The organism is Enterobacter cloacae complex sp. 394I7, assembly GCF_057320345.1.
Genome location: NZ_JBXWCR010000001.1, coordinates 2,073,494 through 2,095,210, shown reverse-complemented (window position 1 = coordinate 2,095,210; position 21,717 = coordinate 2,073,494). Strand labels below are relative to the sequence as shown.

Here is a 21,717-nt window from a genome sequence, read left to right as displayed (position 1 = left end):
TTTTTATTGGCGATCAGAAGCTGTAGGTCATGCCGACAGTGTAACGGCGGCCATCAAGTACGGTATCGTAAGTCTCGTAATCAATCTGTTTATCCAGCACGTTATACACGCCTGCGGTTACCAGCAGGTTCTTGTTGGCGTTATAACGCAGACCCACATCAACCTGCGTGTAAGACGGTGTGCCCTGTGACATTGAGGTTCGGCTGAGATACTCAGAAGATTTGCCGCGGAAGTTCAGGCGGCTCCAGAAGCCCACATCCTGCGTGGCCTGCCAGTCCAGCGTGGTGTTGAACATATGCTTAGGCATTTTATTCAGTGGCTTACCAGAGAACTGACCGCTCTTCTGCTCGGATTCGGTATAGGTGTAGTTAGCCGTCCAGTTAACATCCTGGGTGATTTTCCAGCCGAAAGTGGATTCCACACCGCGCATGTTGGCTTTGTCGACGTTGACCCGGTCGCTGACAAAATCGTAGGCATGACCGCCAATCGTACAGGCAGGGTCGGCACTGCTGTTACAGCGACGTACTTCAGTGATTTTGTTTTTGAAGTCGGTATTGAACAGCGTAACGCCGGCGTTAAGACTGTCATTGTTATCCCAGAGCAGGGCGATCTCTTCGCTCAGGCTCTTCTCCGGCTTGAGGTCCGGGTTACCCACGATCATGCCGTCCAGCCGACCGCCGCCCGTTGCCTGACCCCAGCTGGCGGAGGACTGACGCAGATCCGGTGCACGGTAGCCGGCAGAAACGCCCCCTTTTAACGTCCACTGTTCTGCAAGGTGCCACACCCCATAACCGCGAGGCGTCCAGTTGGTGCCATAGTTCTGGTCTTTATCCATACGCAGACCACCGGTCGCCGTGAAGCTATCGGTCATCGCCCACTCATCTTCAGCAAACAGCGCCCAGCTCCAGCGCGTCAGTTTGTTGAGCCCGTCCGCCGCCTCAAGCTGGTTACCGTTGTCACGCAGCTTCTCATAGCGATACTGGCCACCGAGGGTCAGGGTATGGTCGCCGAGGAAGATCTGGTTCTGGTTGTTGAAAGTGGTGTTATACGAACGCATTTTGCGAACCGGGTTATTGGTCTCTTCCTGCTGGATGTAGCTGGTGGTGTTGAAGTCGCTGTAGTAACCGCTGTGGGTAAGGGAATAGGTCGTATGTTCGTAGCGGGTTTCGCTTTTGCTGTTTGGCGTGCAGGTTGTCCCGCGGCAGGTTTCAGTCGCTTTCGACTTGCCCGGCGTGCTGTTTCGGTCCTGAAGTTCGCGGGCAAAATCGAGGTCAAAATCGTTCTGCTCGTCCGGGGTAAAGTTCAGCGTGATCCCGCCGTTACGCATTTTCTGCTCATTGAAACCGTTCAGGATCTGATCTTCCGCGCGACGTGAGAGCAGGCCTGTCACTTTTGCACCGAGCAGTCCGTCAATTAACGGGCCGGAAGCGTAGGCGTTGGTCTGGAAGATATCCCCGGAATCATGGTTCTCCTGGAACGTGGCATCGCCGTGTAACGATCCGGTCCAGGCTTTGGTATTCGAGACTTTTTTGGTAATGATGTTGATTACGCCGCCCATTGCATCTGAGCCATAGAGCGATGACATGGGTCCGCGGATCACTTCGATGCGTTCGATAGACTCCAGCGGCGGTAGCCAGCCTTGCTCAATGCCCGAGTTATCGCTGTTCGGGCGCGTGCTGCGCGTACTGACGCGCTTGCCATTGACCAGGAACAAGGTGTACTGGGACGCCATGCCGCGAATGCTGATATCGCTGCTGCTTCCGCCGCCCGTGACGACGACGCCCGGGACATCTTTTAGCGCATCGGTCACATCGCGGTAAGCCTTGTCTTCAATCTGCTGCTTTGAAATGACGGAGATAGAAGCCGGGGCATTCTGGATTTTTTGCTCAAAACCCGTGGCGGTCACCACCACGGTATCCGGGTCGGCTGCGTGAGCAAGAGGGGAGAGCATGGCGGCGCTGATGGCAACAGCCAGTAACGTAACGCGTGGTATTGTCATTTGAACATTCCATATCAAAAAGAAAAACACTCCATCGGGTAACCCTGAGAACTGTATGTATTTGTCTTGTAAGAACTCTTTGTGATGGAGAAGAGCCTGGAATTGTACAAAAGAATGTGAAATTGTAAACACAAATGATAATCGAAATCATTTGTATTTTGGTATTGGTTAGTGAAACTGGCTTTTATTCAAAGGGATAGGGTTTTGAGACCCGGCAGACGGAGCGTCACCGGGCAAGAAGGGAGGAACTTACTTAAACAGATGCGCCGCATGGAAGCGGAGATGATCTTCAATAAATGACGCCATAAAGTAATAGCTGTGGTCATACCCTGGCTGGATACGCAGCGTCAGCGGCCAGTCCTTCTGGCGTGCCGCTTCGGCCAGAACTGCAGGTTGTAGCTGACCGGCGAGGAACTGATCCGCATCGCCCTGATCGATCAGCGTCGGGATGGCGCCCCCCGTGTTGCTGGCCAGCATCAGCGCACAGCTGTCCCACGCCTGCCATTTATCCGTGTCACTGCCCAGGTAATGGGTGAAGGCTTTCTGACCCCATGGCACCTGAGTGGGGTTCACAATCGGGGCGAATGCCGACACGCTGGTGTATTTTCCCGGATTTTTCAGCGCCATTATCAACGCGCCGTGTCCACCCATGGAGTGTCCGCTAATGGCGCAGCGGTCGCTTACTTCAAATTCGGCCTGAACCAGCGCAGGCAGTTCGTCACGAATGTAATCATACATGCGGTAATGACGTGCCCAGGGCTGCTCTGTCGCGTTCAGGTAGAATCCGGCGCCTTTGCCCAGATCGTACCCGGCATCATCGGCGACATCATCGCCACGCGGGCTGGTATCAGGCATGACCAGCGCAATCCCCAGTTCAGCCGCAATACGCTGCGCGCCCGCTTTGGTGGTGAAGTTTTCGTCGGTACAGGTTAAACCGGACAGCCAGAACAGCACGGGTGGCTTTACGCCCGTTTCAGTTGGCGGCAAAAAAATGCTGAACGTCATGGCACAGTTCAGTACGCTGGAGTCGTGCCGCCAGCGCTGTTGTCGACCTTCAAAACAACGATGCTCTTCGAGCAGTTCCATGCAGGGCTCCTTAATACGAATTGCTATTCACTCGGCCCATAATACAGAGTTTTCATTTACCTGTGAGCAACTTTCACTTTCGCAGGACGGTAAGATGCGGCATCATAAATTAACTTTTCTTTAACAATTGGAGCGGTCATGGCGCTGCGTATCGCGCTCAGTGGGTTTGTGGTTCTGGTGGTAGCGATGGGGATAGGGCGCTTTGCTTTTACCCCTCAGGTGCCGCTAATGATTGCCGCCGGGCAACTCACGCTCACCAGCGCGGGCCTGGTGGCGGCGATGAACTATCTGGGCTATCTGGTGGGAGCATGGGATGCAATGCGTGCGCACCGCTTCGTTGAAACACGCCTCTGGTTGGGTATTTTTGGTGCAGTTGCGCTGACGCTGCTTTCCGCTGCGGCCGATAACGCCGTGGTACATGGCCTGCTGCGCTTTGTGATTGGCTGCATGAGCGGCTGGTCGATGGTGCTGATTGCCGCCTGGACCAACGAGCGGCTGGGACAACTGGGGAAACCGGGTCTCAGCGCCGCGGTTTTTGCCGGACCAGGTGCAGGTATTGCGCTCAGCGGGCTGCTTGCCGTCTATATCCAGGCTAAGGCGCTTTCCGCCGGTGCAGCATGGCAAATCTACGGCGTACTGGCGCTGGTGCTTATCGCGCTGGTGGCCCGGTATCTGCCGCGTGCGGGTCAACTTCACCGGCCGGGCAGCGCACCGGAACCGCTCGTCCTGACGAAGAATTTAAAGCGCCTGGTCTGGAGCTACAGCCTGGCCGGGTTTGGCTATATCCTTCCGGCGACCTTTTTATCGCAAATGGCGGCCGTGCGTTTTCCCGGCAGTCTGTTTGCCCAGTTTGTCTGGCCGATATTTGGTATTGCCGCCGTGGCGGGCATTGCGCTCAGCATCGTTTTACGCCACACCTCAACCTCAAACCGCAGGCTGGCTATCGTATTGTGGTTGCAGGGGGCAGGCGTACTGGCAGCCTGGCTGCTGCCGGGGATTGGCGGGTTACTGACCGGCGGCTTGCTCGTTGGGGGCGGGTTCTTGTGTGCCGTTCAGCTCTCTTTACTTTATGGGCGCGAACTGGCACCAGATCACACGCGCTACATGGCGGGACTGCTTACTACCGGTTATGCCATCGGTCAGTTGATTGGCCCGGTAACGTCGGCGTTGTCGACGTGGCTCACGCACCGACTGGAGCCTGCGCTGGGGCTGGCGGGCGTCGCGCTGTTCATCGGCGGCGCACTGGTCTGGGATCGTCAGGCCGAAAGGCAACAGCAATTGCAATAATTATCGTCGTGAATACTGGATTATGTGCGCCGCCTCACGCACAATGAGCGCACACTTTTGCCACAACGAGGGCAAAAGACGCCACACCTGCAGGAGAAAAGAATGCCATCACTCAGTAAAGAAGCAGCCCTGGTTCACGAAGCTCTGGTTGCGCGTGGTCTTGAAACGCCACTGCGTCCACCCGTTCAGGAACTGGACAATGAAACCCGTAAGCATCTGATTGCTGGGCATATGACCGAGATCATGCAACTGCTGAATCTCGATCTGAGCGACGACAGTCTGATGGAGACGCCGCACCGTATCGCAAAAATGTACGTTGACGAAATTTTCTCCGGCCTGGATTACGCCAATTTCCCGAAAATCACCGTCATTGAAAACAAGATGAAGGTGGATGAGATGGTAACGGTACGTGATATCACGTTAACCAGTACCTGCGAACACCACTTCGTGACCATCGACGGTAAAGCGACCGTGGCTTATATTCCTAAAGATACGGTGATTGGTCTGTCGAAGATCAACCGCATCGTGCAGTTCTTTGCTCAGCGTCCACAGGTGCAGGAGCGTCTGACGCAGCAGATCCTGACCGCGCTGCAAACGCTGCTGGGCACCAATAACGTGGCAGTATCTATCGACGCCGTTCACTACTGTGTGAAAGCGCGCGGCGTGCGTGATGCCACCAGTGCGACCACCACGACGTCGCTGGGCGGTCTGTTTAAATCCAGCCAGAACACCCGCCAGGAGTTTCTGCGCGCCGTGCGTCACCACAACTAATCTGACAGGGCAGGCTACATGGAGCGAAACGTCACGCTCGATTTTGTTCGAGGCGTCGCCATTCTCGGTATCCTGCTGCTTAACATCAGCGCCTTCGGCTTGCCGAAGGCGGCGTATCTCAATCCTGCGTGGTATGGCGACATTACCCGCAGCGATGCCTGGACGTGGGCCATCCTCGATCTCTTTGCCCAGGTCAAATTCCTCACCCTGTTTGCCCTGCTGTTTGGCGCGGGCCTGCAGCTACTGCTCAGGCGCGGCACGCGCTGGATCCAGTCGCGTCTGACATTGCTGGTGATCCTCGGCTTTATTCACGGGCTGTTCTTCTGGGATGGCGACATTCTTCTCGCCTATGGCTTAGTCGGGCTGATTTGCTGGCGGCTCATTCGCGATGCGCACAGCGTAAAAAGCCTGTTTAACACGGGCGTGATGCTTTACGTCATGGGCCTTGGCGTGCTGTTACTGCTGGGGATAATCTCCGGTGATGCGGCAAACCGTTCATGGATCCCTGATGCCGCCAACCTTCAGTACGAGCAGTACTGGAAGCTGAAAGGAGGCACGGAAGCGATAAGCAACCGTGCGGATATGCTTGGCGATAACCTGCTGGCGCTGGGGGCGCAGTATGGCTGGCAGCTGGCAGGGATGATGCTGATGGGGGCATCACTGATGCGCACCGGCTGGCTGAAAGGGGAGTTTTCCCTTCGCCACTATCGCCTGACGGGAGCCGGGTTAATTCTTCTCGGCGTGCTGATTAATCTGCCGGCCGTGATCATGCAGTGGCATCTGCACTGGAACTACCGCTGGTGTGCGTTTCTGCTTCAGGTCCCGCGCGAGCTGAGCGCGCCCTTCCAGACGATTGGCTATGCGGCACTCATTTACGGCTTCTGGCCACAAATGTGTCGCGCATGGATTGTCAGTGCCATTGCCTGCGTAGGCCGTATGGCCCTCAGCAATTACATTCTGCAGACGCTGATATGCACCACGCTTTTCTATCGGTTTGGCCTGTTTATGAAATTCGACCGGCTTTCGCTGCTGGCGTTTGTTATCCCGGTCTGGATGGTTAACCTGGCGTTTTCTGTTCTCTGGCTACGTTATTTCCGCCAGGGGCCGCTGGAGTGGGTGTGGCGTCAGTTAACCGCACATGCTTCAGGGGTATCATTGAGAAATACATCCAGATAACGATCTGGATCACAATCATTAACAAAACGGATGTAAACGTTTTCATCTGTGTGAGCTTCTTCACGTAGTCCCCTTTCTCTCGCTGCCAAAATAGCCACCTTGCTAAACACAGGGGGTGTCTGTGAGTTGCTGCAATCCTTTGAAGGATGGTGAATATGATCACCATTCGTGACGTCGCCCGTCAGGCGGGTGTTTCCGTGGCTACCGTCTCACGCGTGCTGAACAACAGCGCGCTGGTCAGCCCTGACACCCGCGAAACCGTAATGAAAGCCGTCACCCAGCTGGGTTATCGCCCTAATGCCAATGCGCAGGCGCTTGCCACGCAGGTCAGCGATACCATTGGCGTGGTGGTGATGGATGTCTCTGATGCCTTTTTCGGTGCGCTGGTTAAAGCGGTAGACGTTGTCGCTCAGCAGCATCAGAAATACGTGCTGATTGGCAACAGCTATCACGAGGCCGAAAAAGAGCGTCATGCGATTGAAGTGCTGATCCGCCAGCGTTGTAACGCACTGATTGTGCACTCAAAAGCCTTAAGCGATGACGAGATTTCCGGGTTTATGGAGCAAATCCCGGGCATGGTGCTGATCAACCGTATTGTGCCAGGGTATGCCCACCGCTGCGTCGGGCTGGATAACGTCAGCGGGGCGATGATGGCCACCAAAATGCTCATCAACAACGGGCATCAGCGGATCGGTTTTCTGGCCTCCAGCCATCATATTGAAGATGATGAGCTGCGGCGCGAAGGCTGGCAAAACGCCCTTAAAGAACAGGGTATTACGCCGTCTGAAAGCTGGGTTGGAACCGGCACGCCGGATATGCAGGGCGGGGAGGCGGCGATGGTGGAGTTACTGGGCCGTAATCTGCAGCTGTCTGCCGTGTTTGCCTACAACGATAACATGGCGGCCGGGGCGCTGACTGCGCTGAAGGATAACGGCATTGCGGTGCCACAGCATTTATCGTTGATTGGTTTTGATGATATTCCCATTGCCCGTTACACCGACCCGCAGCTGACCACCGTGCGTTACCCCATCGCCTCTATGGCCAAACTGGCCACTGAGCTGGCGTTACAGGGGGCGGCAGGGCTGCTGGATCCGGGCGCAACACACTGTTTCATGCCGACTTTAGTGCGTCGACATTCTGTCGCTGCCCGGCAAATTGTGGTTCCGATCACTAACTGATTACATCAGCTGATGTAACCGTTTTCAATCTGTGAGTAAATTCACAGTATCTTAACAAGGCGCTGACTATGATGTCAGCGTTTTAGGGGCTGAAACGCTATGTAACAGTGATTAATCACTTTCACCATAGCCAATGTGCCGCAAACAACGAATAAAACGCATTTCTGGAGCGTTACCGAACACGGAAGATAGAAATTTTATAAGTGAACTTCGGCTGTCAGTAACGTTTCATTAACACCTGCCTGCCGATCGTTATTCACAAGAACTACCCTGCATAAAAAAAACCGGAGATACCATGAATAAGAAGGTGTTGACCCTGTCTGCTGTAATGGCAAGCACGCTTTTTGGTGCAGCAGCGCACGCTGCGGATACCCGTATTGGTGTGACCATCTATAAATACGACGACAACTTCATGTCTGTTGTCCGTAAAGCTATCGAGAAAGATGCTAAAGCAGCGCCAGATGTTCAGCTGCTGATGAATGACTCCCAGAACGACCAGTCCAAACAGAACGACCAGATCGACGTTCTGCTGGCAAAAGGCGTGAAGGCACTGGCCATCAACCTGGTTGACCCCGCTGCGGCAGGCACGGTCATTGAAAAAGCGCGCGGCCAGAATGTGCCGATTGTCTTCTTTAACAAAGAACCTTCCCGTAAAGCGCTGGACAGCTATGACAAAGCGTTTTACGTCGGTACTGACTCCAAAGAGTCCGGCATTATTCAGGGCGATCTGATTGCTAAACACTGGGCGGCGAACCCGAACTGGGACCTGAACAAAGACGGCCAGATCCAGTTCGTGCTGCTGAAAGGCGAACCAGGCCATCCGGATGCTGAAGCCCGTACCACTTACGTTATCAAAGAGCTGAATGATAAGGGCCTGAAAACCCAGCAGCTGGCATTAGATACCGCGATGTGGGATACCGCTCAGGCGAAAGATAAGATGGACGCGTGGCTGTCCGGCCCGAACGCTAACAAAATCGAAGTGGTGATTGCCAACAACGATGCGATGGCTATGGGTGCGGTAGAAGCGCTGAAAGCGCACAACAAATCAGCCATTCCTGTGTTCGGTGTGGATGCACTGCCAGAAGCTCTGGCCCTGGTGAAATCCGGTGCAATGGCCGGGACCGTGCTGAACGATGCCAACAACCAGGCGAAAGCAACCTTCGATCTGGCGAAAAACCTGGCCGATGGCAAAGGTGCGGCAGACGGTACGACCTGGAAAATTGAAAACAAAATCGTTCGCGTACCTTACGTTGGCGTAGACCAGTCCAACCTGGCTGAGTTTATCGGTAAATAAGTTATTTGAATTGTCTTCACTGGGCGCAACTTGTTGCGCCCTTTTATAACGCGATATGCGAGGCCAACAAGGTATAATTATGGTCAGCACAAATACTCAGTCATCTGGTGAATACTTGTTGGAAATGAGCGCTATCAACAAGTCATTTCCCGGGGTTAAGGCACTCGATAATGTTAATTTAAAAGTTCGTCCTCACTCTATTCATGCATTAATGGGGGAGAACGGCGCAGGTAAATCAACATTATTAAAATGTCTTTTTGGGATCTATCAAAAAGATTCTGGCAGCATTCTTTTTCAGGGGAAAGAGATCGATTTCCATTCAGCAAAAGAAGCACTGGAAAACGGTATCTCAATGGTTCACCAGGAATTAAACCTGGTGCTGCAACGTTCTGTTATGGATAACATGTGGCTGGGCCGTTATCCGACCAAAGGTGTCTTTGTCGATCAGGATAAAATGTATCGCGACACCAAAGCGATTTTCGATGAACTGGATATTGATATCGATCCGCGCGCCCGCGTGGGAACGTTATCCGTGTCCCAAATGCAGATGATCGAAATTGCCAAAGCGTTCTCCTATGATGCGAAAATCGTCATCATGGACGAACCGACATCGTCATTAACGGAAAAAGAGGTTAACCACCTTTTTACCATTATTCGTAAGCTCAAAGACCGCGGCTGCGGCATTGTTTATATCTCTCACAAAATGGAAGAGATCTTCCAGCTGTGTGATGAGATTACCATCCTGCGCGACGGCCAGTGGATTGCCACCCAGCCTCTCGAAGGGTTGGATATGGACAAGATCATCGCCATGATGGTGGGGCGCTCTCTGAACCAGCGCTTCCCGGACAAAGAGAACAAGCCGGGTGAAGTGATCCTTGAGGTTCGCAATCTCACCTCGCTGCGCCAGCCGTCTATTCGCGACGTCTCTTTTGACCTGCATAAGGGCGAAATTCTCGGTATCGCAGGTCTGGTTGGGGCAAAACGTACTGATATTGTCGAAACCCTGTTCGGTATTCGTGAGAAAGCCGCGGGCACTATCACGCTGCACGGTAAGAAAATCAATAACCACAGCGCTAACGAAGCCATTAATAATGGTTTTGCGCTGGTCACGGAAGAGCGTCGTTCGACCGGTATTTATGCGTATCTGGATATTAACTTTAACTCGTTAATTTCCAATATTCGCAACTATAAAAACAAAGTCGGGCTGCTGGATAACTCCCGCATGAAGAGCGATACCCAGTGGGTGATTGACTCCATGCGCGTCAAAACGCCAGGTCACCGCACGCAAATTGGTTCGCTGTCAGGCGGTAACCAGCAGAAGGTCATTATTGGCCGTTGGTTATTAACCCAGCCAGAAATCCTGATGCTGGATGAACCGACCCGCGGTATTGACGTCGGCGCGAAGTTTGAGATTTATCAGCTGATTGCCGAGCTGGCGAAAAAGAATAAAGGGATCATTATTATTTCTTCCGAAATGCCGGAATTGTTAGGGATCACAGATCGTATTCTGGTTATGAGCAATGGTCTCGTTGCCGGTATTGTTGACACCAAAACGACAACGCAAAACGAAATTTTGCGTCTTGCGTCTTTGCACCTTTAAGATCAGGGGCTCCTCATGAGTGCGTTAAATAAAAAAAGTTTTCTCACTTACCTGAAAGAAGGCGGTATTTACGTTGTTCTTTTAGTACTGCTGGCTATCATCATTTTCCAGGACCCTACGTTCTTAAGCCTGTTGAACCTCAGTAACATCCTGACCCAGTCCTCCGTGCGTATTATTATCGCGCTGGGCGTGGCGGGACTTATCGTGACGCAGGGGACTGACCTGTCAGCGGGACGTCAGGTTGGCCTCGCGGCGGTTATCGCGGCAACGCTGCTACAGTCGATGGAAAACGCCAACAAGGTGTTCCCGGAAATGGCGACCATGCCCATTTTCGTGGTGATCCTGATTGTCTGTGCGATCGGCGCAGTGATTGGTCTGATTAACGGCATCATTATCGCTTACCTGAACGTGACGCCATTTATCACTACCTTAGGTACGATGATCATCGTTTACGGTATCAACTCCCTGTACTACGACTTCGTGGGGGCGTCGCCAATCTCTGGCTTCGACAGCGGGTTCTCGACCTTTACGCAAGGGTTTATCGCGCTGGGCAGTTTCCGCCTGTCGTACATTACCTTCTACGCCCTGATTGCCGTCGCTTTTGTCTGGATCCTGTGGAACAAAACCCGCTTCGGTAAAAACATCTTCGCTATCGGCGGTAACCCGGAAGCGGCGAAAGTGTCCGGCGTCAACGTTGCCCTGAATCTGCTGATGATCTATGCCCTGTCAGGTGTGTTCTACGCCTTTGGTGGGATGCTGGAAGCGGGCCGTATCGGCTCTGCAACGAACAACCTGGGCTTCATGTACGAACTGGATGCGATCGCAGCCTGTGTGGTCGGCGGCGTCTCCTTTAGCGGCGGCGTGGGTACCGTGTTCGGCGTGGTAACCGGTGTCATCATCTTCACCGTAATCAACTACGGTCTGACCTACATCGGCGTGAACCCGTACTGGCAGTACATCATCAAAGGCGGCATCATCATCTTTGCGGTCGCCCTGGATTCACTCAAATACGCGCGTAAAAAATAATCGCCTCTGGCATTACCTGGCCCGCTCACCGAGCGGGCTTTTTTGTGCTTCATGCCAGACTCGACTCCTCCCGGGTGACGATGCTCTCGAACCAGTCGAGCTCAGAGAGCTTGCAGGCAACCCACTGTTGAGAAAAAGCCTCTCCCAGGCTGCCGGTGAGATACTGACAGCGTGCAAATGTCTCAATCGCCTCCTGCTGAAACAGCGGCAGATCCGGCCCGTCCTGCTGAGGTTCAGGTAAATCCTGCTCGTCAAAATTTTCCAGCCCGTACAGCATTCCGCTCAGAAGCGTTGCCGCCACCAGATACGGGTTAGCATCAGCCCCGGCCAGCCGGTACTCAATACGCCGGTTATGGTCATCGGAGCAGGGAATACGCAGCGCGGCGGAGCGGGTGTTATAGCCCCAGGAGTTAAATAGCGGTTCCGTGAGGTTTTTACGCAGGCGGCGGAATGCGTTAACGCCAGGGGCTAGAATGGCGATGGAGGCGGGCATCAGCGCCAGCTGGCCAGCGATGCAGAGGCGCATCATGCTGTTCAGCGCTTCCACCGGTGACGCGAATACGTTTTCGCCATGAATATCGTTCAGGCTGAAATGGAAGTGCAAACCGCTGCCGGACTGCTGGCTGAACGGTTTGGCCATAAAGTTGGCCTGCAGACCCTGTTTCTCCGCAACGTAGCGGGTCAGGCGTCGCAGGGCCAGCACGTTATCGCAGACTTCAACGACGCGATGGCTATGCTTCAGGTTTAACTCGAACTGGCCAGATTCGGCCTCGGCCACGATCCCGGTCAGGGGGATACGCTGCAGGTGCGCCAGCTGCTCCAGCTCGTCAAACAGCGCCGCGTGTGCCGTTGAGGTATCCATATGAAAGCAGCCCTGATTTTGTGGATCCTGCGTGCCGCGCCCGGTCAGGTAAAACTCAATTTCCGGGGCTATCACCGGGAAGAGCCCGTGCTGATGGAAACGAGCCAGAACGTTTTGCAATATCACCCTTGGCTCAAGCGGGCACGGTTTGCCGTCACTCTCTTTCATGGTCAGCAGGATCTGCGCGTTATGCTGAGGGTCTTGCGAACAGGGGCGCAGGGAACCGCCGACGGGAACGCAGAGCCGGTCGGGCTCATCATCAAGCGGGGCGGCTATTTTGCCTTTATGGTCCATGGAGTAGACGGAGAGGGGGAAGTAACAGCCTTTTTCCAGATTCAGCATGCTTTCCACCGAGAGCCGCTTGCCGCGCATAATGCCATTGATGTCGTTCAGGTAAACGTCAATATGTTTTGTCTGCGGGTAACGTTCCAGGTAATCCGCCACTTCCAGCGAGACGTTGTGCTGCATGGCATCAAGTTTGTCATCAAGCCAGAGGCCAGCATTGAGTGCCGTCGGGAGTGATAAACCCGGGAAGTTAAAATAGGGGCGGATATTTTTCAGGAAAAACGCATTCATTATTGAGTTCATAGTCATTCTTCAATGAAGCCGTAGCGGCAGTGAACTCAGCTTAAAAGGGGCGGCGTAAAGGCGGGATAAAAAGCGTTACGCCCGGTATAAAGAAAGTATAAAGGCGAGGCTATTTTTTCTCTTTTTTCTGCATATCAAGCAGTTGTTCTGGCGTGACGGCCGGGTAGCCCTGCGCATCTTCCGGCACTTCATGCATCGCCGGAATGGGTACCAGCGGACCTAAAAAACGCGGTTCACGTTTGAAGATGTACAGATCGGCCAGGGCGCCAAAACGCGCGCCAAACTCACGTACGCGGACGCTCAGCATATCTTTAGGCGACGGCACAGCGTAGCACTGTGCCTGAATACCCATATGCAGTGCGATAAACAGCGCCCGTTCGCAGTGGAAGCGTTGGGTAATGATGATGAAATCGTTGGTGTCGAACACCTTGCGCGTACGCACGATGGAATCCAGAGTGCGGAACCCGGCGTAGTCGAGCACGATATCGGCCGGATCGACGCCAGCGGCAATCAGGTCTTTGCGCATGGTGACCGGTTCGTTATAGCTTTGCAGCGCATTATCGCCGCTCAGCAGCAGGTAATTCACTTTGCCGCTGTTATACGCGTTCAGTGCGCCCTGAATACGGTAACGGTAATACTGATTAATCACCCCGGTGCGGTAATACTTGGCGGTACCCAGCACAACGCCGACCTGACGATAGGGCAGGTCCTGCAGGTCGTCAAAGATATACGGAGCCGTTTTCCAGCTCATCCAGCGATCAAGACCCAGCACGATCAACAGCAGTATGCCGACCAGGACAGACAGGCTGTAAAAAGCGCGCTTTAACATGCAGATGGCTCGTACCGAAGGTGAAATTTAACTCAGGCTACTTTACCCGCCTGGTTAGCGCAAGAAACAGCGAATCAACTGAGGGGTTTTTCAGCAAAGCGGCGGGCATTTCTGCCCGCCGGAGGCATTACGCAAGCAAAACACGGTCAATAGTTGAGCAACCGAGCGCTTTCAGCGTTGCGGCGGTGGCATCCCACTGGATCAACGGCGCGTCGGCTTTCTCTGCCAGAATCGCGCGCTGAATGTCCGGGTAGTAATAGCCATTGAGGCTCAGCAAATTCAGGGCGCCCTGAAGCGGTGGCAGCGTCGGGTTAAAGGCGGCGTTTTCGGCATAGCTGCCGGTGAAGATGCGACCATCACGACACTGCAGCGCCACACCGCTTGGGGAGTGACTGTATGGCGTGTGACTCTTGTTCGCCGCACGAATCGCGGCTTCGCTCAGCGCATCGCCGGATAGGGCAAAACCGTGATCCTGTTCATCCATCAGCAGCGTTTTGATGTCGAGATCTTTCGGACCAAACGCGTCAGGCAGGTAATCCCCGAGGGTATGCGGCGCACGGCCTGGCAGATTGATGCGTAACTCCAGCCCGCTGTTCAGCTCGTTCATGAACTGGCGGCAGTGGCCGCAAGGGGTGTAGTTAACGGTAATGGCGCTCAGCGCTTGTTCACCGCGCAGCCAGGCGTGGCTGATGGCGCTTTGTTCCGCGTGAACGGTCTGCTGCATGGTCGCGCCGAGGAACTCCATGTTGCCACCGAAGTACCAGGTTCCACTTACGCCGCGTGCAATCGCACCGACGTTGAAATGAGAGAGATCGGCGCGGGCGCAGGCTGCCGCCAGCGGCAGCAGCGCGAAGGCCAGCGCGTCGTCGTCCAGCCCTGTGGCTTCTTTCAGTGCCGTGACGTGTTCAGCCGTCAGCAGGGCCGGGAAATGCTCATCCGCCAGAATCGGGGCCAGAGCTGATTGCACATTCTCTGCAAGCTGGGCGAAAGCAGCTTGAAAACGTGGATGCATGGCGTTTGCCTCATAAAGGTTAATGGATCGGTAGTTTACGGAGCCGCTGGGGCTTTATATGTGATCCACTTCTCATTATGTATGCAACTTATGAAAACAAAATGAAATTTGCGCGACGCATCGCAAATTTTAACCCATGACCGCCACAATCAGCGGGAAAATAAACGGTGCGAGCAGGGAGGTGATAATCCCGCAGATCACCAGTGCGAGTGAGCTAAACGCCCCTTCCTGATAATCCAGTTCAGCGCAGCGCGCGGTGCCCAGGGCGTGCGACGCGGTACCCATCGCCAGACCTCGTGCCGCTTTGGTATGGATACGCATCGCATTCAGCAGGGTATGTCCAAAGACCGCGCCGAGGATCCCCACGAATATCACACACATGGCGCTGATGGCCGGAATCCCCCCCAGGCTGCCGCCCACGGCCATCGCGATAGGCGTGGTGACCGACTTAGGCAGAATAGAGGCCGCAATTTGTGGAGACGCGCCCATCAACAGCGCCACCGAGGTGCCGGTGATCATCGCCACCAGGCTCCCGACAAAACAGATGGTAATGATGGATTTCCAGCGGGCGCGGATCTGGTGCAATTGCTCATATAAAGGAAAGGCGAGCGCCACCACGGCGGGCTGCAGAAGGTCGTTCAAAATTTTGCTGCCGGCAAAGTAGCGTTCATAAGGAATGCCGGTGAGAAGCAGGAACGGGATAATCACCACCATCGCCACCAGCAGCGGATTAAGTAACGGCATTTTGAAACGTGCGGCGAGTTTGCGTGCGGCGAAGAACACTACCAGCGTTAACGGCAGCGACCACCAGATATTGGCCATCATTGTTTTGTTCCTTTCTGCCCAACCACTTTACGTTCGCCATGCACCAGATGCGAACTCCAGCTTACTACCAGGAAAACCACCAGCGTACTGACCGCGCAGGACACCACAATGGGTCCGAATTGCGCCTGGAGCAAATCAAAATACTGCATAACCCCGACGCCGATAGGCACGAACAGCAGCGCCATATAGCGAATAAGGACAAAGCAGCCAGGGTTAACCCATCTGGCAGGCAAAATTTGCAACGCCAGCAAAACAAAGAGGATCAACATTCCGATGATGCTGCCGGGAATGGTGATGGGAAGCAGGGATGCGATAAAGATTCCGGCATACAGGCAGGCGTAAATCAGGACGAATGCGCGAAGATATTGCCAGATAATGTTCAATGATTTTCTCATGGTGAAAGTCCTTGATGAAACGCATTCATCATACAATTAAACCTAAAAATGTGCCACGGATCACATCATGAATTTTGAGCATACCAGACATTCCGAAATGGAACGTCTGGTATAACCTCACCGGGTCAACCACCGGGCTTTCCTCATGCCGGGAGAGCGGCTACTATAGCGCGTCTTTTTTCACAGGTACTGCTATGCGTGTTTTACTGGCCCCAATGGAAGGCGTGCTCGACTCTCTCGTGCGCGAGCTTCTGACCGAGGTGAACGACTACGATCTCTGCGTGACGGAGTTTTTGCGCGTGGTCGATATGTTGTTGCCAGTAAAATCATTCTATCGCCTTTGCCCGGAACTGCATCATCAGAGCCGCACCTCTTCCGGCACGCTGGTGCGCATTCAGCTATTGGGTCAGTATCCCGAATGGCTGGCGGAGAACGCGGCTCGTGCCGTAGAGCTTGGTTCCTTTGGGGTTGATCTCAACTGCGGTTGCCCATCAAAACTGGTGAATGGCAGCGGCGGCGGCGCCACCTTGCTGAAAGATCCGGAGCTGATTTACCGTGGCGCAAAAGCCATGCGTGAGGCTGTACCGTCGCATCTGCCGGTGACGGTAAAGGTGCGTCTGGGATGGGACAGCGACGCGCGGCAATTTGAGATTGCCGATGCCGTGCAGCAGGCCGGGGCCACTGAGCTGGTGGTGCATGGCCGCACCAAAGAAGATGGCTATAAAGCCGAACGTATTAACTGGCAGGCGATTGGCGAGATCCGCAAAAGACTCACCATTCCCGTTATTGCCAACGGCGAAATCTGGGATTACGAAAGCGCGCAGGCGTGCCTGAAAGAGACTGGCTGCGATGCGGTGATGATTGGCCGCGGCGCGCTTAACGTACCAAACCTCAGCCGGGTGATTAAATATAACGAACCACGTATGCCGTGGGCCGATGTGGTCGCGCTGCTGAAAAAATACAGTCGCCTCGAAAAACAGGGTGATACCGGGTTATATCACGTCGCGCGAATTAAGCAGTGGCTCAGTTATTTACGCAAAGAGTACAGTGAAGCGCTGGGGTTATTTCAGGAGATCCGCACGCTGCAGACTTCCGCTGATATTGCACGGGTGATTCAGTCCAAATAATAAGCGTTAATTTGCTCACACTTTTTTAAAATATAAAACAAAGCAGGTTTTCAACGTGACGCCACGATGTTAAGGTGCCACTGTATTCAACGCAGGATTGTTACTGGTTAACAGGCAAAACCTAAGCGTTTCACAGCACGTATCGCTGTGGAGCGCTTAGGTTTTTTTTTGCCTGTTATTTACGCAGGAGAGAAATTTGGCTTAACAATTTTTACTGACGTCTTTCACTGAAATGAATAATTAAATCGCGACAGGAAAAGAGAATTTTCCTGCGACGGCTTACGCACTCAATACTCACTCACAGGTTGTTATGATGGCATATAAAAATATACACACTACACTGTGCGCGCTCGCTTTAATAACATTCCCCTCTTTATCAGGGGCACAGGAATGGAATGGAACGGTGTTAGGTTTTGATGCGCCACCGGACCCTCTCCTGGGCGATATGGGCGGCATCCGCAAGATCATTAACGATAACGGGTTTACTTATAATCTGGGCTATCTGAACGAAATCGCCTGGAACGGAGGTGGCGGCTATAACCATGATTCTCACGTGGCGTATATTGATCAGTTTGCGCTGACCTTTAATCAGGATCTGGAGCGCTGGACAGGCGTGCCGGATGCGCGGATCGAAGGAAATATCGTCAACCGTAACCACAATGACGATCTCACCACCAGGCGTGTCCAGGATCCGCGCGTTAACTTTAACGACCTGACTCAGGAAAGCTGGGGAGGGCAGTCCATTACCCGCCTGGGCTGGCTCACCTTTGCCCGCAGTTTTGACGATCGGCGTCTGACCTGGCGCATCGGGATGATGAACAAAGTGCAAACCTTTGATCAAATCATTCCGTGTGACTTCCAGTTGCTCTCGCAGTGCGGCGGGAAATCTGCCAACTCACTGACCTGGAATAACTGGAACGTGCATACCTGGGGCTCCACGCTAGCGTATAAAGTAACGCCCACGCTGACCATAAAAGGCGGTGTGATGGAGCAAAACCCGGATGCGTCAAGCCGCAGCCATGCCTGGAGCTGGTCAACAAAGGGCAGCAAAGGAATATTACTCCCGGTTGAAATCGAAGCGCGTCCGCATATCAACGGTCTGCCGGGCGCGTACAATCTGGGCGTAGTGTTTACCAATGCGCCGCAAACCGATCTTTACCGGGGTAAATCCGGTGGGGCGGGTGCGAGCGACCCGGATGGATTTGATAAGCACAACCGCACCTGGTTTATGTATGCCGGGCTAAACCAGCAACTGACCCAACATCAAAATGATCCGAATCGTGGGTTGAGCGCCTCTTTCAGCATGAGTCTTGCCGATCAACGCACGAACTCTATGCACCAGGTATACGCAGCCTCACTGCGATACCGTGGGTTGTTTGATGCGCGTCCACAAGACTGGATTGGCTTCGGTCTGACCTGGATTGATATGAGCAGCCAGTACGCACGCAATCAACGTTACCTGAACAGCCTGAGCGGGGCTTCCGATTATAACGATCCGGCATACCATCCTGTGCCGGACCATTCGCTGAACGGTGAGTTCTACTATCGCTTTCGTCCGCTGTCATGGCTGGAGCTACAGCCGGGCATTCAATACTGGCACCATCCTGGTGGGGTTTCCCGCACGCAGGATGCCTGGGTAACCGAGCTGAAAACGGTGGTGACCTTCTGAGATCACCGTCTCAAGTTCGATCTGCGTCACGTTTCTTACTCGTGACATATTGAGGCTACGAATGAAACTGATAGAGTGCCAGAACTGGATTGTTACTGCTTAGGCAGGCAAAACCTGATTTTCTGGCATCTGCCGGAGGTCAGGTTTTTTTGTTTCTGGGGTTCCGATGAAAATCGCCAAAATTCTTAATAATAATGTGGTGGTTGTTCAGGATGAACGCGGATGTGAACAGGTCGTGATGGGGCGTGGGCTGGGGTTCCAGAAACGCGTCGGTGATGAACTGGATACCGCGCTTATTGAAAAGGTGTTTGCATTACAAAGCGATGAGTTGATGCGTCGACTCGGAGAGCTGCTGAGCCAGATCCCGCTTGAGGTGATGACCACCTGTGACTGCATTATTGGGCAGGCAGCGCAGCGGCTGGGGAAACTGCAGGACAGTTTGTATATCACCTTAACGGACCACTGCTACTTTGCGATTGAACGCCAAAAGAAAGGGCTGGCAATCAAAAATGTGCTGCTGTGGGATATTAAACGTCTCTATCCGAAGGAGTTCGAATTAGGGCAGGAGGCGCGGGCCATTATCGCCAAACGCCTGAATGTTGAACTCGAGGAGGATGAAGCCGGGTTTATCGCGCTGCATCTGGTGACGGCGCAACTGAATAGCGAAATGCCGGAAGTGATGCACGTGACGCGGGTGATGCAGGAGATCCTGCAACTGGTGAAGTATCAGCTACAGCTTGAGTATGACGAAGAGTCGCTCAGTTATCAGCGTTTTGTCACCCATCTGAAATTTTTTGCTCAGCGGATGCTTACCCGCACCGTGGTAGAAGATGATGATGTTTCGTTGCATACGGCGGTAAAGGACAATTACGCGAAAGCCTGGAAATGCGCAGAGAAAATCGCGCAGCATCTGAATAAGAGCTATCAGCGTGAGCTGACAACCGAAGAAATTATGTTCCTCGCGATTCATATTGAGCGGGTAAGAAAAGAGGGGCGCTAAGCCTCAACAATGGGATTGTTACTGCATAATGCAGGCAAAACCCGGGTGCGGTCTGTGAAAAAAGACCGTTCTCGGGTTTTTTTATTTTGTACTCAGTCAACAGGTGCCTTCGGGCATCGGATGTAAGGAAATCGAGATGGAATACCAGGCTTTAGCACAGGATATTCTCGGGCACGTTGGCGGGAAAGAGAACATCGTCAGCCTTGTTCACTGCGCCACCCGGCTTCGCTTCAAACTGAAAGAGAATCAAAAAGCGGATGCGGAAGGGTTAAAGAAAAACCCGGGGGTGATCATGGTAGTCGAAAGCGGCGGTCAGTTTCAGGTAGTGATTGGTAACCATGTGCATGATGTGTGGCTGGCGGTACGCAAGGAAGCAGGGCTGACAGATGATACCCCTGCGGTGGACGATAAGACGGAAAAAGGCAACCTGCTGGGCCGTCTGATCGACATTGTTTCCGGGATCTTCACGCCTTTTATTGGCATCCTTGCTGCGTCCGGTATTTTAAAAGGGCTGCTTGCGCTGGCCGTAGTTTGCGGCTGGCTCACGACTGAAAGTGGCACCTATAAAATCTGGTTTGCCGCAAGCGACGCGCTGTTCTTCTTCTTCCCGCTGGTGCTGGGCTATACGGCCGGGAAAAAATTCGGCGGCAACCCGTTTATTACCATGGTGATCGGCGGGGCGCTTACCCATCCGATGATGATCGCCGCCTTTAATGCGAGCCAACAGCCGGGGGCGGTATCGGAAGCCTTTCTTGGTATTCCGGTTACCTGGTTCAACTACAGCACATCGGTGATCCCGATTATTCTCGCCTCGTGGGTAAGCTGCTGGCTGGAAAAGCAGAGCACCAGGTGGCTGCCATCATCGATGAAAAACTTCTTCGCTCCGCTGATCTGTTTAGGCGTTACTGTTCCACTGACGTTCCTGGTCATTGGTCCGCTGGCGACCTGGCTGAGTCAGATACTGGCGAACAGCTATCAGGGGATCTATGTGCTGGCACCGTGGCTGGCGGGGGCGGCAATGGGGGCACTGTGGCAGGTATGCGTAATTTTTGGCCTGCACTGGGGGCTGGTGCCGCTGATGATTAATAACCTGGCGGTACTGGGGCATGACTCGATGCTGCCCATGTTGCTGCCAGCAGTATTTGGTCAGGTGGGTGCGGCGCTGGGCATTTTCCTGCGTACCCACGATGCCCGCCAGAAAATGCTGGCAGGCTCATCCGTCACGGCCGGGATCTTTGGCATCACCGAGCCAGCCGTGTATGGCGTAAACCTGCCGCTGCGCCGTCCGTTTATCTTTGGTTGTGTCGCTGGTGCTATCGGCGGGGCGATTGTCGGCTTCAGCGATACCCACGTTTATTCCTTCGGCTTCGCGAATATCTTTACCATCGCACAAATGATCCCGCCGGGTGGGGTGAATGCCACGCTGTGGGGCGGCGTTATTGGTACGGTGGTTGCGCTGGTACTGAGCTGTGGCCTGACACTGGTGGCCGGTATGCCGGGGCGCACAATGCCTGAGTCTGCAGTGTCGGTCGGAGAAAACGACGTGTTATCCCCGATGACCGGTACCGTTCTGGCGCTCGATCACGTGCCGGATACCACTTTTGCCAGCGGCCTGCTGGGCAGCGGGGTTGCCATTATTCCTTCAGATAACAAAGTGGTTTCCCCTTTTGCTGGCGTTGTAGCTTCGCTTTTCCAGACCAAACACGCCATCGGCCTGCTCAGTGACAACGGTATTGAAGTGTTAATCCACGTAGGTATCGACACCGTGAAGCTCGACGGCAAGCCATTTACCGCCCATGTGAAGGTGGGGGACAAGGTACAGCCGGGGGATCTGCTGCTGGAGTTTGATCGTCAGGCGATTATCGATGCCGGATACGACCTGGCGACCCCGATTATTATCAGTAATAGCGACGAGTACCGCGAAGTGGTGACCGTGGCGACAACCTCCGTGAATGCGGGAGCACCGTTACTCAGCGTAAACCATCAATAACAG

At 53.9% G+C, this 21,717-nt stretch carries 18 protein-coding genes; 11 read left to right on the top strand and 7 right to left on the bottom strand.

Features of this window, described 5'->3' with window-relative positions; all coding sequences use genetic code 11:
• Positions 1-13 precede the first annotated feature (13 nt).
• Together AC2FAP_RS10135 and fghA are read right to left on the bottom strand one after the other, a co-directional pair.
• The gene (locus tag AC2FAP_RS10135) at positions 14-1,999 is read right to left on the bottom strand and encodes a ligand-gated channel protein (RefSeq protein ID WP_138614382.1); all 1,986 of its coding nucleotides are present in this window, start codon (positions 1,997-1,999) and stop codon (positions 14-16) included.
• A 249-nt stretch (positions 2,000-2,248) separates the two neighbouring features.
• The gene (gene fghA, locus AC2FAP_RS10130; RefSeq protein ID WP_449541824.1) at positions 2,249-3,085 is read right to left on the bottom strand and encodes an S-formylglutathione hydrolase; all 837 of its coding nucleotides are present in this window, start codon (positions 3,083-3,085) and stop codon (positions 2,249-2,251) included.
• Between the two features lie 138 nt (positions 3,086-3,223).
• On the opposite strand from fghA, the gene AC2FAP_RS10125 reads away from it, so the two are divergent.
• The 7 genes from AC2FAP_RS10125 to mglC all read left to right on the top strand — a co-directional run bounded on the left by AC2FAP_RS10125 (position 3,224) and on the right by mglC (position 11,417).
• Complete coding sequence (locus tag AC2FAP_RS10125) at positions 3,224-4,372, top strand: YbfB/YjiJ family MFS transporter (protein WP_032678574.1); 1,149 nt, start codon at positions 3,224-3,226, stop codon at positions 4,370-4,372.
• Between the two features lie 102 nt (positions 4,373-4,474).
• The gene (gene folE / locus AC2FAP_RS10120) at positions 4,475-5,143 is read left to right on the top strand and encodes a GTP cyclohydrolase I FolE (protein ID WP_020883194.1); all 669 of its coding nucleotides are present in this window, start codon (positions 4,475-4,477) and stop codon (positions 5,141-5,143) included.
• 18 nt (positions 5,144-5,161) lie between these two features.
• Positions 5,162-6,319 carry a DUF418 domain-containing protein YeiB gene (gene yeiB, locus AC2FAP_RS10115; RefSeq protein WP_014170909.1) on the top strand — a complete coding sequence of 386 codons (1,158 nt, stop codon included), beginning with the start codon at positions 5,162-5,164 and terminating at the stop codon, positions 6,317-6,319.
• A gap of 155 nt (positions 6,320-6,474) precedes the next feature.
• Complete coding sequence (gene galS, locus AC2FAP_RS10110) at positions 6,475-7,497, top strand: HTH-type transcriptional regulator GalS (protein ID WP_020883196.1); 1,023 nt, start codon at positions 6,475-6,477, stop codon at positions 7,495-7,497.
• Positions 7,498-7,792: 295 nt separating this feature from the next.
• Positions 7,793-8,791 carry a galactose/glucose ABC transporter substrate-binding protein MglB gene (gene mglB, locus AC2FAP_RS10105; RefSeq protein ID WP_449541825.1) on the top strand — a complete coding sequence of 333 codons (999 nt, stop codon included), beginning with the start codon at positions 7,793-7,795 and terminating at the stop codon, positions 8,789-8,791.
• Between the two features lie 79 nt (positions 8,792-8,870).
• Positions 8,871-10,391: a galactose/methyl galactoside ABC transporter ATP-binding protein MglA gene (gene mglA, locus AC2FAP_RS10100; RefSeq protein WP_020883197.1), complete on the top strand. Its 1,521-nt coding sequence runs from the start codon at positions 8,871-8,873 to the stop codon at positions 10,389-10,391.
• Positions 10,392-10,406: 15 nt separating this feature from the next.
• Positions 10,407-11,417 (top strand): galactose/methyl galactoside ABC transporter permease MglC, encoded by a 1,011-nt coding sequence (mglC, locus tag AC2FAP_RS10095; RefSeq protein ID WP_014170905.1) that lies wholly within the window; start codon positions 10,407-10,409, stop codon positions 11,415-11,417.
• A 49-nt stretch (positions 11,418-11,466) separates the two neighbouring features.
• Here the strand turns inward: mglC and AC2FAP_RS10090 are convergent, their stop codons facing one another.
• From AC2FAP_RS10090 to AC2FAP_RS10070, 5 genes are all read right to left on the bottom strand, one after another.
• On the bottom strand, positions 11,467-12,855 hold the full coding sequence (locus AC2FAP_RS10090) for a glutamine synthetase family protein (RefSeq protein WP_106503352.1): 1,389 nt from the start codon (positions 12,853-12,855) through the stop codon (positions 11,467-11,469).
• A 121-nt stretch (positions 12,856-12,976) separates the two neighbouring features.
• Positions 12,977-13,696, bottom strand: a complete 720-nt coding sequence (gene sanA / locus AC2FAP_RS10085) for an outer membrane permeability protein SanA (RefSeq protein WP_014170903.1) — start codon at positions 13,694-13,696, stop codon at positions 12,977-12,979.
• A 127-nt stretch (positions 13,697-13,823) separates the two neighbouring features.
• Entirely contained in the window at positions 13,824-14,708 is an 885-nt protein-coding gene (gene cdd / locus AC2FAP_RS10080) for a cytidine deaminase (RefSeq protein WP_449541826.1), read from the bottom strand.
• 129 nt (positions 14,709-14,837) lie between these two features.
• Positions 14,838-15,533: a CidB/LrgB family autolysis modulator gene (locus AC2FAP_RS10075; protein ID WP_059306318.1), complete on the bottom strand. Its 696-nt coding sequence runs from the start codon at positions 15,531-15,533 to the stop codon at positions 14,838-14,840.
• Positions 15,530-15,928, bottom strand: coding sequence for a CidA/LrgA family protein (locus AC2FAP_RS10070; protein ID WP_020883202.1), 399 nt, complete (start codon positions 15,926-15,928; stop codon positions 15,530-15,532). The genes AC2FAP_RS10075 and AC2FAP_RS10070 overlap by 4 nt, the downstream gene beginning before the upstream one ends.
• A gap of 194 nt (positions 15,929-16,122) precedes the next feature.
• Between AC2FAP_RS10070 and dusC the strand changes: the two genes are divergently transcribed.
• From dusC to bglF, 4 genes are all read left to right on the top strand, one after another.
• On the top strand, positions 16,123-17,055 hold the full coding sequence (gene dusC, locus AC2FAP_RS10065) for a tRNA dihydrouridine(16) synthase DusC (RefSeq protein WP_050737101.1): 933 nt from the start codon (positions 16,123-16,125) through the stop codon (positions 17,053-17,055).
• A gap of 313 nt (positions 17,056-17,368) precedes the next feature.
• Positions 17,369-18,724, top strand: a complete 1,356-nt coding sequence (locus tag AC2FAP_RS10060) for a carbohydrate porin (protein ID WP_485452917.1) — start codon at positions 17,369-17,371, stop codon at positions 18,722-18,724.
• A gap of 166 nt (positions 18,725-18,890) precedes the next feature.
• A complete protein-coding gene (gene licT / locus AC2FAP_RS10055) occupies positions 18,891-19,724 on the top strand; it encodes a BglG family transcription antiterminator LicT (protein ID WP_014170897.1) in 834 nt (277 codons plus the stop codon).
• Positions 19,725-19,860: 136 nt separating this feature from the next.
• On the top strand, positions 19,861-21,714 hold the full coding sequence (bglF, locus tag AC2FAP_RS10050) for a PTS beta-glucoside transporter subunit IIABC (protein ID WP_449541827.1): 1,854 nt from the start codon (positions 19,861-19,863) through the stop codon (positions 21,712-21,714).
• Positions 21,715-21,717 lie beyond the last annotated feature (3 nt).